The following is a 13,238-nucleotide window of genomic DNA, read 5'->3' on the forward strand; positions in this document are numbered from 1 at the left end:
GGTGTACTTGACATGCAATTAAATTGGAATTACATTCAAATTAAGGCATGGATACATAATTTTCATATCCATGCCTTAATAAACTTATCATAGAAAGCTATTTACAGAAAAAACTTCACAGTCTCGAATTATTCCTCTATACCATTAATATATTCTATGAAATAATGTACTAAAGTAGGATCAAATTGTGTTTCAGCACACCTTTGCAGTTCTTTTATAGCCTCATTTTTACTCCTTGTATTTTTATAAGGTCTATTGTTAGTCATCACATCAAAAGAATCAGCAATATTAATTATTCTAAATACTAAAGGTATTTCATCACCTTTAGACCGAGAGGATACCCCTTGCATCCCATCTTTCATGATGTGTAAGAATACACTTTGCAACAGTATAAAGTTCGCTAGAGGCATTTATAATGCGATATCCTTTTTCCGTATGAGTTTTCATTATTTCGAATTCTTCATTAGTAAGGGAACTTGGTTTTGGTAATATATCTTCAGAAATCCCTATTTTACCAATATCATGTAGTCTAGCTACGAGAATTAGTTCATCTAATTCTGAAATTTTAAAGTTTAACTTTTGTCCTAAAACTAAAGCATATTTAGTTACTCTTTTAGCATGTTCATTAGTTTCTAAGTTTTTTTCTTCTAAGTTTTTTAGTAAAGAATCCATAATAGAGCTTTCAATGCTTTTATTATCTAATAATTTATGACGATAAACCTTTTCTTCAGCCTTATTTATGCAATCATAGATATTATCATCAACCTCATGCTTAACTACAGCTGCCAAAGAAATGCTAAGTTGCATATATTTGTAATCATTTAAAATTTGTTTTATTAATTTATCACATTTTAATCCATCAGCATTAGGAACAAGAATTATAAACTCATCTCCACCCTATCTAAAAACATATCCGCTTTCGCTACAAGAGGATTTTAAAATATTACATAAGCCCCTTTTGAGTATGTTTTGGAAAATTATAACAATGAATATTTTACAATTATTTTATAGTTATGTCTACAAATACTATATAAAAAGGAACTACTAAAATTTATATAGAGTAGTTCCTTTTAAAATTATCTTTCTTCTAGTATGAATTTATTTATAACATGAGCAACCCCATCTTCATCATTTGAAAGAGTAATATAATCTGCTAAGTCTTTTATTTCTTCTGTAGCATTTCCCATGGCAACTCCAAGTCCTGCATATTCTATCATATGTTTATCATTTTCTGCATCTCCAACACAGATGATTTCATCTTTCTTTATACCAAGCTCTTGGGCAAGAAGTGAAATACCATTACCTTTATTGGCATTTGGATTTAAGAATTCTAAAAATGAAGGGGTGCTTCTTACTATAGTATATTTTTCGTAATATTCTTTAGGAATTTTTTTTATACATTCATCTAATATTTCTGGATGATCTATCATCATAAACTTAGACATGGCAATATCTTTTGGAACTTCATCTAATGTAGCAACATTTAAATGAACTCCAGTAAGATGGCATTCAAGTACCGTATAATCACTGATATCTTTATTAAAAGTATAAATAGTTTTAGTGTCATAAAAATGGCTTCTAGACCCAACTCCAAGGCTTAGATTGTATAAATCTATTAAGTCTTCATATTTTAGTGTTAAGTGAGATACTGGATTTTCAGTAAAAGTATCTTGAACTAAAGCCCCATTGAAAGTAGTAACATAATCGCCCTCATCCTTAAGGCTTAATTCATCTATGAATTTTTCAACACCTTTTAGCGGTCTGCCAGTGCATAAAACTACTTTAACGCCTTTTTCTTTTGCTTTTTTTATAGACTTTTTTACACCTTCTGTAAGTTGGTGTGAACTATTGATTAAAGTTCCATCAATATCTAATGCAATTAATTTGTAATTCATAAATCCTCCTGTTGCATATTAAAAATGTAAATTATTTTTAAATACCTATATTAATAAACTTACATATTAATAATTTTTGATAATATTAATTATTGAAATTTATTAGTAGTAATTTTCAAGTACAATATATAGTTTAAAAGTTTTTATAAGTAAATTCAATAAAAATTCATTGGAATAAAATTGATTGTTAAAAAATAAACTATATAAAAGATTAATCTTGTAATATGATTTATTTTTGCTTATAAAAAAGATTAATTAAAAAATTAGTATATAAGCCATTTTAAAGGGCGTTATATGTATGGATTTAATTATATATATTAATTTGATAAAAATTTAACAAATATATTGACAGATGAAACGAGATGATTTAATATAAATAGTATAAAAAATTGTTAAAAATATAACGAGCATTATTAACATTATAATTATACAGGGGGAGTTTTCAAATGAGTAAAGAAACAAAAAAAGTTAAAGTTGTAAACCAAGAGGTAAATGTTGAAAGTATGATTAATCAATTAGTGGAAAAAGCAACTATAGCTAAAGAAGCTATGTTAAAATTAGATCAAGAAGCAGTAGATAAGATAGTAGCAGCTATGGCAAAAGCTGGACTTGATAAACATATAGAACTTGCTCAATTTGCAGTAAACGAAACAGGAAGAGGAATATTTGAAGATAAGGTAACAAAAAATATTTTTGCTACAGAATATATATATAACAGTATAAAATACAAAAAAACAGTTGGAGTAATAGAAGAAAATGATGAAGAAGGATATATGATGGTGGCTGAACCAATAGGTGTAGTAGCTGGGGTAACTCCTGTTACAAATCCAACTTCAACAACAATGTTTAAAACTTTAATATCTATGAAAGGGAGAAATCCAATAATATTTAGTTTTCATCCGTCAGCTCAAAAATGTTCTGCTGAAGCAGCTAGAATATTAAGAGATGCAGCTATAGAAGCAGGAGCTCCAGAAAACTGCGTGCAATGGATAGAGGTACCATCATTAGAAGCATCAAGTGCATTAATGAAGCATAATGGAGTATCATTAATACTTGCAACAGGTGGACCTGGAATGGTTAAGTCTGCTTACTCTGCAGGAAAACCAGCACTTGGAGTTGGAGCCGGAAACGTACCTTGTTTCATAGAAAAATCTGCTGATATAAAACAAGCAGTAAATGATTTAATACTATCTAAATCATTTGATAACGGAATGATATGTGCTTCTGAGCAAGCAGTTATAATAGAAGAATGTATATACGATGAAGTAGTTGCTTTACTTAAGCATTACAACTGTCACTTCGTATATGGAAAAGAAAAAGAATTATTAGAAAAAACAGTTATAAACCCAGAAACTAAAACATTAAATCCAAATATAGTTGGACAAAGTCCATATGCAATAGCTAATATGGCAGGGTTTGAAGTTCCAAAAGATGCTAAAATATTAGTTGCTGAAATAGAAGGTGTTGGAATGGATTATCCATTATCAAAAGAAAAATTATCTCCAGTTTTAGCTTGTATAAAAGTAAAAAATGCTGAAGAAGGTGTACAAAAATGTGTTGAAATGACAGAGTTTGGTGGACTTGGACACTCAGCAGTTATTCACTCAAACAACGATGATGTAATATTAGAATTCTCAAATAGAGTAAGAACAGGAAGACTTTTAGTAAATGCACCATCTACTCATGGAGCAATAGGAGATATATATAATGTAAATACTCCATCATTAACTTTAGGATGCGGATCAATGGGTAATAACTCAACTACAGATAACGTATCTGCTGTAAACTTAATAAATGTTAAGAAAGTTACTAAAAGGAGAGTTAATATGCAATGGTTTAAAGTTCCTGAAAGAATATATCATGAAGTAGGTTCAATACAATATTTAGAAAAACTACCAAATGTTGAAAGAGTAATGATTGTAACTGATAGAATGATGGTTCAACTTGGATATGCTGATAAATTAGAATATCAATTAAGAAAAAGAAGAAATCCAGTAATGGTAGAGGTATTCGCTGACGTAGAACCAGATCCATCAGTAGACACTGTACTAAATGGTGCTGAAGCAATGAGAAAGTTCCAGCCAGACACAATAATAGCTTTAGGTGGAGGATCTGCAATGGATGCTGCTAAAGGTATGTGGTTATTCTATGAAAATCCTGAAGCAGACTTTGAAGATTTAAGACTTAAATTTGCGGATATAAGAAAAAGAGTTTATAAGTTCCCTAAATTAGGAAGAAAAGCTAAAATGGTGGCTATACCAACTACTTCAGGAACAGGTTCAGAAGTAACTTCATTTGCAGTTATAACTGATAAAGTAAATAATATTAAATATCCATTAGCTGATTATGAGTTAACTCCAGATGTAGCTATAATAGACCCACAATTTGTAATGTCTGTACCAGCTGCTGTTACTGCAGACACAGGACTTGACGTATTGACTCATGCTATAGAAGCATATGTATCTATAATGGCAACTGATTATACAGATGCTCTTGCAATGAAAGCTATACAAATGGTATTTGAATATTTACCATTATCATATAAAGGTGGACATACTGCTGAAGGTAGAGAAGCTAGAGAAAAAATGCATAATGCTTCTTGTATGGCAGGTATGGCATTTGCCAATGCTTTCTTAGGTGTAAACCACTCATTAGCTCATAAGTTAGGATCTGAGTTCCATATACCACATGGTAGAGCTAATGCAATATTATTACCACATGTAATAGAGTACAATGCACAAATGCCGACTAAATTTGCTGCATTCCCTAAATATAAATCTTTCGTAGCAGATAAGAAATATGTGGAAATAGCAAAAGTTCTTGGATTAAAAGCTAATACAACTGAAGAAGGTGTTAAGAGCTTAGCTGAGTCTATTAGAAATTTAATGAAAGAATTAAATATGCCAATGTCTATAGAAGAATGTGGTATAGAGAAAGAAACTTACTTTGGTTCAATTGAAAAATTAGCTTTAGATGCATTTGACGATCAATGTACTCCAGCTAATCCAAGATTACCATTAGTAACTGAACTACATGAGATATATAAGAATATATATCCAGCTAAAAAAGTATTAAAAGAATCTAAAAAAGAAGAAAAACATTAGTATAAAAATGGTTAATTAGTGATTCCTTAAAAATATAATCTTAAAATTGATATTTTGTGCAAAACAAGAGACCTTCTATAAAAAATAGAGGGTTTTTTGTATATAAAATTACGAAAGTTGACAATAAAAGATATTTAAAGTTAAAATTAAGTTAAAACTAAGTTAAAAATAAGTTAAAGTTAAATTGATAAACTATTAACTTATAATTTTTATATTATAATTGTGTATAATAATATAAAAAAATTATATGTAAAGGAGTGATAAGATGATAAATTTGATGGTTATAAGTGCCCTTGTAATATTAATATGCATTACATCTAGTAAAGCATTGTATAAATTCGGGGTGCCCACACTTTTGATCTTTATAGTACTTGGAATGTTATTTGGAGCAGATGGAATAGTTGGAATTGATTATAATGATCTTGAATTAACAAAGAGTATCTGCACCTTAGCTCTTATTTTTATAATGTTCTTTGGTGGTTTTGGTACAAATTGGGGAATGGCAAAGCCAGTTGCAATCCCGTCTATATTAATGGCAACTTTAGGAGTAGGTATTACAGCAGGACTTACAGGGATATTTTGTCATTTAATCTTAAAGACCACATTGTTAGAAGGTCTTCTTATAGGTTCTGTGGTTGCATCTACAGATGCAGCATCAGTATTTTCTATACTTCGTTCACGAAAATTAAATTTAAAAGGTTCAATTGCATCTCTATTAGAAGTTGAAAGTGGAAGTAATGACCCTTTTGCCTATATGCTAACTATAATTGTACTTTCGTTAATGTCTAATCAAGGAACTTCAGGTATACTGCCAATGTTATTTACTCAAATTGTAGTAGCAATTATATCTGCTGCCATATTATCTAAATTAACTGTATATTTATTAAGACACATAGATTTTGAAATAGAAGGGTTTTATCCTGTACTTGTAACAGCTATTGCAGTTTTATCTTATGGATTAAGTGAATTACTTGGTGGAAATGGTTACTTAAGTGTATATATAACGGGAATAGTAATTGGGAATAGTAAGATTCCTCATAAAAAAAGTTTATTTGAATTTTTTGACAGTATATCATGGCTTATGCAAATAATATTATTCTTCTTATTAGGATTACTTTCTTATCCATCTAAAATGTCTGATGTAATTTTAAATGGAACTTTAGTATCTATATTCATGATATTTATAGCAAGACCTCTAGCAACATTTAGTATTTTAAGTTGGTTTAAAATACCTTTTAAACAGCAAGTTTTTATATCCTGGGTAGGACTTAGAGGAGCTGCATCCATTGTTTTTGCCATATTTGCTCTAACTTATGGAGTTCCAATTTATAGTGATATATATCATATTATATTTTTTATAGCACTATTCTCAGTTGCCATTCAAGGGACTCTTATACCAAAAGTTGCATCAAAATTAGATTTAATAGATGATGAATCTTCAGTTTTCAAAACTTTTAATGACTATAAAGAAAACAAAAGCACAAAGCTAATTGAAATATCAATTACGGAAGATAGTAATTTGGCAAACAAAACTATTATGGATAGTAATATACCAGAAGATATTCTTATAGTAATGATAAAACGAGAAGGTGATGTATTTGTTCCAAATGGTTCTACAAAAATACTTTCTGGAGATATACTAGTTGTAACAGGAAACAATTTTGATAATTTGAGAATGTATCAAGAAGGAAAGAGTACAAAACTTATGGAAATATGTGTGGTAGCTAAAAGTAATTTTGCAAATAAAACAATTGGAGAGGCGGATATACCAGATGAAATTCTTGTAGTAATGATAAAGAGAAAAGGAGAAATAATTATTCCAAATGGTTCTACAGAAATACTTCCTAATGATATATTAGTAATAACAGGAACTGATATTAGTGATATAGATAAACTAGATATGGTCAATCATTAAGTATAAATTGATAAGTCTGAAAATTAAAATTAATGAATAAATGAGGAAATTTTAAACTATGACAAAAAATATAAACATACAAGAAGAACTTGAAGAAGTGCTATTAACATATGAAAAACCATCTATATATTTTATAAGTTTAAAAGAAGATAATAATTTGGATATAAAATTTCCTGAAATAGGTGAATTGGTAGGGGTAATTCAATCTCCTGTACATCATCCAGAAGGTGATGTATTTAATCACACTATGATGGTTGTAGATGAGGCTGCAAAGTTAAAGAATAAAGCTAAGAATCCAATTGAATTTATGTATTCAGCTTTATGTCATGATTTTGGAAAAGTGATTACAACTACAACTAAAGAAGATGGAAAAATAATTTCTTATAATCATGAAAGAGCCGGCTTAAAATTAGTTAGGAAATTTTTAAATAGAACAATTAGAAAAGAAGATAATGAATTTAAGGATTATGTACTAAACATGGTAGAACTTCACATGCAACCCAATCAATTAGCAAATCAAAATAGCAGGTTGAAAAGTACTCGAAAGTTATTTAATAAGTCAGTTTGTCCACAAGATTTGATACTATTGGCAAAGGCAGACGCCCTTGGAAGGTCAGTAAATGAAGATTACTCACTTAAAGAAGCTTATCTAAAAAATGCATTAAAAGATTTTCAGGAACTAGAATAATTATAATATTAAAAAAGAAAAAAATTACAAATTAATATAAATTTATCTTAAAAGTCTGTTTTATAAAAAATATAACAGACTTTTTTGTTTATAGAAAATTGTAAACTCAAAAAATACGTCAAAAGTGTTTAACCAGATTTAAAATATTAAAATATAATTGACAAAATTGAAATGAGACACTACTATTTAATTAATACAATTTAACTAATTAAAAATAATTAAACATGGTTGGATATACTTAGAATAAAAATAGTTTAATTGCTTTTTCAGATATTAAAAATATTTTAAGGGGGAAATGATTATGTTAAAAACAACAAAAGTAACTGACCCACAATTATATTCAATAGTAGAAAAAGAATTAGAAAGACAAAAATACAATATAGAAATGATAGCGTCTGAAAGTTCTGCACCAACAGAAATATTGGAGCTTATGGGAAGTGTATTTGTGAATAAAACAGAAGAAGGCCTTCCAGGTAAAAGATATCAAGCGGGATCACAATATGCTGATGAAGTAGAAAACTTATGTATTGAGAGGGCTAAAGAAGCCTTTGGTTGTGAATACGTAAATGTTCAAGCTTATTCAGGAGCAACTGCAAACTATACAGTATTTAATGCTGTACTTGACCCAGGAGACAAAATACTTGCCATGAGGTTAGATCATGGTGGACATTTAACTCATGGTTCACCAGCAAACTTTGTAAGCAAAATATTTAACTATGAGCACTATGGTGTAGACTTAGAAAGCGAAACAATAAATTATGAAGAAGTTGAAGAGAAGGCATTAGCATTTAAACCTAAAATGATAATAGCCGGAGCTAGTGCTTATCCAAGACTTATAGATTACAAAAGAATGAGGGAAATTGCTGATAAAGTTGGCGCATACTTAATGGTAGACATGGCTCATATATCAGGACTTATAGGAGCTGGCGTAATTCCTTCACCCATACCTTATGCAGATTTCTGTACATCTTCTTGCTCAAAAACAATTTGTGGCCCTAGAGGCGGATTTGTAATGTGTAAAGAAAAGTATGCAAAAGCGTTAAATAGATCAACTTTCCCTGGAACACTTGGTTCTATACAAATAAATGGTATTGCAGCAAAAGCAAATATGTTTAAGAGAGTAAGAGAACCAGAGTTTATTGCTACAATGAAAAGAGTTTTAGATAATGCTAAATATTTAGCAAAAGAATTGGAAGGAAGGGGATTTAGAATAGTAAGTGGCGGAACTGATAACCATACAGTACTTGTCGACTTAAGAGGTAAAAAAATAACGGGTAAACAGTTCGACCAAGCACTAGAATCTATAGGTATAACAGTAAATAAAAATACTATTCCAAATGACCAAGAAAGTCCATTTGTTACAAGTGGTGTACGTATAGGACTTACAGCAGTATCAGAACGTGGGTTTGGCCATATTGAAATCGCTGAAATTGCCGAGATAATGGAAAAAGTTGCGAATAATATAGATAATGAAGATGTTTTAAGAGAATGTAGAGTTCAAGCAAGAAACTTGATTTCAAAATTTCCTCTATATCCAGAAGGGTATTTTGAAGATTAAAAAAAGCCTCTCACAGTGAAGGTATATTTTTGCAAATAGACTTCTTACTTAAATTATTAATATATAACATAAAAAAGGTGAGCTTAATGTATATGCTCACCTTTTTACATTTAAAGCAATGTTTAATAAATTAAAAATATTGCTTTAAAATAAGACTGAGTTAAATTTGATTTAATAAAATGAATTGTATTTTATGAGAAGCTAGGAGGTTATAGAATTATGGTATAATAAAAAAAAAATAAAATTAAGAAATTATCATATAAATTTTTAAGGAGAATATAAATGAGTGATTTAAATATAGGGGAAAAAATAGCGCAATACAGAAAAAGTAAAGATTTAAGTATAAGAGAGTTAGCAAAAATGGCAGAAGTCACACCGTCACTACTAAGCCAGATAGAAAGAGGTTTGGCAAATCCATCAGTTAACTCTCTAAAGTCCATAGCAAATGCATTGAATGCACCTTTGTTTACATTTTTTACTTCAGAGGTAATAAAAGAAGATTTAATTGTGAGAGGTAATAATAGAAAAAAAGTAATACTACCTGGAGCTGAAAACGTCGTATATGAAATGTTAGCACCTGGTGTAAACGATAATTTAGAATTTGCCATTATGGATTTATCTCCGAAATCATCATCTTGTACTGATTATATTCATCATAATGGATATGAAATTGCATATATATTAGAAGGAGAGGTTACTTTACATTTAGATGGTGAAAAATTTGAACTAAGGAAAGAAGATAGTGTGAAAATTCCTGTTGGAATGAAACATAGATGGGAAAATAATATTGATTTAGAATCAAAAATTATATTTGCTGTTTTATTATAAAAATAAAAAATTAAGGAATTAAAAGGCCTGGTTATCATTAATAGTGATATTAGGCCTTAAACTATTTATAGACTTTATACTTATATTAAAAGAGTATGCGTGTCAATTTTTAATTATAAATTAGATTTGAAAGATGTGGAAGTGAATATAAGGTATAAATATGCCAATAATCATCAAAATATAACAAGATTAAATAAAATAATTATATTTGGTGAGGATTAACATAATGAATAAAGAGATAAAAAATACTGAAAATCCAAAAGAAAAAAAGAACATAGAAAATATGATTGATGAATTAGTTAAAAGAGCTAATGTAGCCATGGAAGAAATGTTAAATTTGGACCAAGAAAAAATAGATAAAATAGTTCAAGCTATGGCAAAAGCAGGACTTGATAAGCATATTGAATTGGCTAAAATGGCTGTGGATGAAACTAAAATGGGAATTTTTGAAGATAAAGTAATAAAAAATATTTTTGCGACAGAATATATTTATAACAGTATAAAATATAAAAAGACTGTTGGAATTGTAGAAGAAAATGATGAAGAAGGATATATGATGGTAGCAGAACCTATAGGAGTAGTTGCTGGGGTAACGCCCGTTACTAATCCTACATCAACAACTATGTTTAAAGCATTAATATCTATAAAATCAAGAAATCCAATAATATTTAGTTTTCATCCATCTGCACAAAAATGCTCATCTGAAGCAGCTAGAATATTAAGAGATGCAGCCATAAAAGAAGGAGCACCAAAAGACTGCATACAATGGATAGAGAAACCATCATTAGAGGCATCTAGTGAACTTATGAAACATAAGGGTACATCAATAATTTTAGCAACTGGTGGACCTGGAATGGTTAAATCAGCATATTCTTCTGGCAAGCCAGCTCTAGGAGTTGGAGCAGGAAACGTCCCTTGTTTTATTGAAAAATCTGCAGATATTAATCAAGCAGTTAATGATTTAATAATGTCTAAATCCTTTGATAATGGTGTTATATGTGCTTCTGAACAGGCTGCAATAATAGAAGATGAAATATACAAAGATGTTGTTTCTTTAATGAAAAATAATAAATGTTATTTCGTTAATGATGAAGAAAAACAATTGCTAGAAAATACTGTTATAATTAGTGAAACTAAATCATTAAATCCTAAAATAGTAGGTCAAAGTGCTTATACAATAGCACAGATGTCAGGATTTGAAGTTCCTAAAGACACTAAAATATTGGTGGCAGAAATTAGTGGAGTAGGAGAAAATTATCTTTTATCAAGAGAAAAGCTTAGTCCAGTATTGGCTTGTATAAAAGTGAAAGATGCAGATGAAGGTATAGATAAGTGTGTTGAAATGACCATATTTGGTGGTCTTGGACACTCGGCATGTATACATTCAAATGATGATAATATAATTTTGAAGTTTAGTAATAAAGTAAAAACAGGAAGGCTTTTAATAAACACTCCATCAAGTCAAGGTGCTATAGGTGGTATATATAATTCAAATATACCATCATTAACTTTAGGTTGTGGATCTATGGGTAATAACTCTACTACAGACAATATATCTGCACTTAATTTAATCAACCTTAAAAAAGTGGCAAAAAGAACTACAAATATGCAGTGGTTTAAAGTTCCAGATAGAATTTATCATGAAATGGGATCTATTCAATATTTGGAAAAATTACCAAATGCAGAAAGAATCATAATAATTACGGATAGAACTATGGAAGATATAGGATATGTAAAGAAGATAGAATATCAATTGAGAAAAAGAAAAAATCCAGTTATGATAGAAAAATTTACAGCAGTTGAAGTAGACCCATCAGTAGATACAGTATTAAATGGAGCTAAGGAAATGGTTAAATTTAAACCGGATACAATTATAGCATTAGGTGGAGGTTCAGTAATAGATGCAGCAAAAGGAATGTGGCTATTTTATGAAAATCCACATGTGAATTTTGAAGATTTAAGACTTAAATTTATGGATATAAGAAAAAGAGTTTATAAGTTCCCTAAATTAGGGAAAAAGGCACAATTAGTGGCAGTACCAACTACATCAGGAACTGGGTCAGAAGTTACTTCTTTTGCAGTTATAACAGACAAAGAAAATAATATAAAATATCCTCTAGCTGACTATGAATTAACACCAGATGTAGCCATAGTGGACCCTCAATTTGTTATGAGCTTACCAAAATCAGTTATTGCAGATACAGGACTAGATGTATTAACTCATGCAATAGAAGCATATGTTTCTGTAATGGCAACAGACTACACAGATGCACTGGCTTTAAAAGCTATACAAATGGTATTTAAATATTTACCAATATCATATAAAGGTGAAGACACATGTGAATGTAGAGAAGCTAGAGAAAAAATGCACAATGCTTCTTGTATTGCTGGAATGGCATTTGCAAACGCTTTTTTAGGTATAAATCACTCCTTAGCTCATAAACTTGGAGCACAGTTTCATATACCTCATGGAAAAGCAAATGCAATTTTATTGCCTTATGTAATAGAATATAATTCGCAAGTGCCAAATAAATTTACCACATTTTCTAAATATAAATATTTTATAGCTAATAAAAAATATTGTGAAATTTCAAAAACACTAGGGCTAAAAGCAGATAGTATTGAAGAGGGTGTTAAAAATTTAATCGAAGAAATAAGAACATTAATGAGTAAATTAAATGAACCAACGAGTATTAAAGAGTGTGGTATAGGAAAAGATGAGTACTTTTCTGTTATAGAAAAATTATCTTTAGAGGCTTTTGATGACCAATGTACCTCTGCCAATCCAAGATCCCCATTAGTTAGTGAATTAAAAGAAATATACAATAAAATATATTAGAAATAAGAATAATTTTTTTATAATGAGATATAATATTTTTAAAAATATTTATTGACAAATACTATTTATTAGTATAAGATTACTATTAATTAGTTAAAAAAAGAATAAAAGCAATGAAGGGAAGAGTAATTATAATGCTGAGTTAAAGCGAGCTGGTTATGGTGTGAGTCCAGTACAAAGTATATAATGAAGAACCTCCCAGAGCCACTAACCGAAATCTAATAGAGAGTAGACTTAGTCGGAACCAAGCCGTTATCTACTTGGCAATGTATTATTTAGTACGTTGAATAAGTTGAACTTTTATTAAAGTTAAATTAGGTGGTACCGCGGAAGTCTAGCCTTTCGTCCTATTTATTATAGGATGAAAGGCTTTTTTTATTGGAAAAATCACAATAATAAATCAAAAGGAGT

General features: G+C 29.5%; 7 protein-coding genes, 1 pseudogene and 1 other annotated feature. Of the genes and pseudogenes, 6 read left to right on the forward strand and 2 right to left on the reverse strand.

The annotated features are described in order from the left end of the window. Nucleotides 1–128 precede the first annotated feature (128 nt). Both K0040_RS09095 and yidA read right to left on the reverse strand, forming a co-directional pair. Nucleotides 129–807, reverse strand: a pseudogene (locus K0040_RS09095) (HD-GYP domain-containing protein). 269 nt (nucleotides 808–1,076) lie between these two features. After that, nucleotides 1,077–1,895, reverse strand: a complete 819-nt coding sequence (gene yidA, locus K0040_RS09100; RefSeq protein ID WP_228108586.1) for a sugar-phosphatase — start codon at nucleotides 1,893–1,895, stop codon at nucleotides 1,077–1,079. 446 nt (nucleotides 1,896–2,341) lie between these two features. Here yidA and adhE (K0040_RS09105) point away from each other — a divergent pair, with 446 nt between their 5' ends. The 6 genes from adhE (K0040_RS09105) to adhE (K0040_RS09130) all read left to right on the forward strand — a co-directional run bounded on the left by adhE (K0040_RS09105) (nucleotide 2,342) and on the right by adhE (K0040_RS09130) (nucleotide 12,827). Continuing rightward, on the forward strand, nucleotides 2,342–4,999 hold the full coding sequence (adhE, locus tag K0040_RS09105; RefSeq protein ID WP_228108587.1) for a bifunctional acetaldehyde-CoA/alcohol dehydrogenase: 2,658 nt from the start codon (nucleotides 2,342–2,344) through the stop codon (nucleotides 4,997–4,999). Nucleotides 5,000–5,264: 265 nt separating this feature from the next. Beyond that, nucleotides 5,265–6,914, forward strand: a complete 1,650-nt coding sequence (locus K0040_RS09110; protein ID WP_228108588.1) for a potassium/proton antiporter — start codon at nucleotides 5,265–5,267, stop codon at nucleotides 6,912–6,914. Between the two features lie 58 nt (nucleotides 6,915–6,972). After that, complete coding sequence (locus tag K0040_RS09115) at nucleotides 6,973–7,602, forward strand: HD domain-containing protein (RefSeq protein WP_228108589.1); 630 nt, start codon at nucleotides 6,973–6,975, stop codon at nucleotides 7,600–7,602. Nucleotides 7,603–7,903: 301 nt separating this feature from the next. Next, nucleotides 7,904–9,160, forward strand: a complete 1,257-nt coding sequence (gene glyA / locus K0040_RS09120; RefSeq protein WP_228108590.1) for a serine hydroxymethyltransferase — start codon at nucleotides 7,904–7,906, stop codon at nucleotides 9,158–9,160. Between the two features lie 282 nt (nucleotides 9,161–9,442). After that, nucleotides 9,443–9,988, forward strand: a complete 546-nt coding sequence (locus tag K0040_RS09125) for a helix-turn-helix domain-containing protein (RefSeq protein ID WP_228108591.1) — start codon at nucleotides 9,443–9,445, stop codon at nucleotides 9,986–9,988. Between the two features lie 226 nt (nucleotides 9,989–10,214). Further along, nucleotides 10,215–12,827, forward strand: coding sequence for a bifunctional acetaldehyde-CoA/alcohol dehydrogenase (gene adhE, locus K0040_RS09130; RefSeq protein WP_228108592.1), 2,613 nt, complete (start codon nucleotides 10,215–10,217; stop codon nucleotides 12,825–12,827). A 104-nt stretch (nucleotides 12,828–12,931) separates the two neighbouring features. After that, nucleotides 12,932–13,180, forward strand: a binding site (T-box leader). Nucleotides 13,181–13,238: the final 58 nt, after the last annotated feature.

This window comes from Terrisporobacter petrolearius (genome assembly GCF_020748185.1).
In the GTDB taxonomy this organism is placed as follows: Bacteria; Bacillota; Clostridia; order Peptostreptococcales; family Peptostreptococcaceae; genus Terrisporobacter; species Terrisporobacter petrolearius.

What these genes read in the sequence shown, in the direction of transcription:
- yidA (WP_228108586.1), bottom strand. Translation starts at nt 1,895, where the DNA reads ATGAATTACAAATTAATTGCATTAGATATTGATGGAACTTTAATCAAT.
- adhE (WP_228108587.1), top strand. Translation starts at nt 2,342, where the DNA reads ATGAGTAAAGAAACAAAAAAAGTTAAAGTTGTAAACCAAGAGGTAAAT.
- K0040_RS09110 (WP_228108588.1), top strand. Translation starts at nt 5,265, where the DNA reads ATGATAAATTTGATGGTTATAAGTGCCCTTGTAATATTAATATGCATT.
- K0040_RS09115 (WP_228108589.1), top strand. Translation starts at nt 6,973, where the DNA reads ATGACAAAAAATATAAACATACAAGAAGAACTTGAAGAAGTGCTATTA.
- glyA (WP_228108590.1), top strand. Translation starts at nt 7,904, where the DNA reads ATGTTAAAAACAACAAAAGTAACTGACCCACAATTATATTCAATAGTA.
- K0040_RS09125 (WP_228108591.1), top strand. Translation starts at nt 9,443, where the DNA reads ATGAGTGATTTAAATATAGGGGAAAAAATAGCGCAATACAGAAAAAGT.
- adhE (WP_228108592.1), top strand. Translation starts at nt 10,215, where the DNA reads ATGAATAAAGAGATAAAAAATACTGAAAATCCAAAAGAAAAAAAGAAC.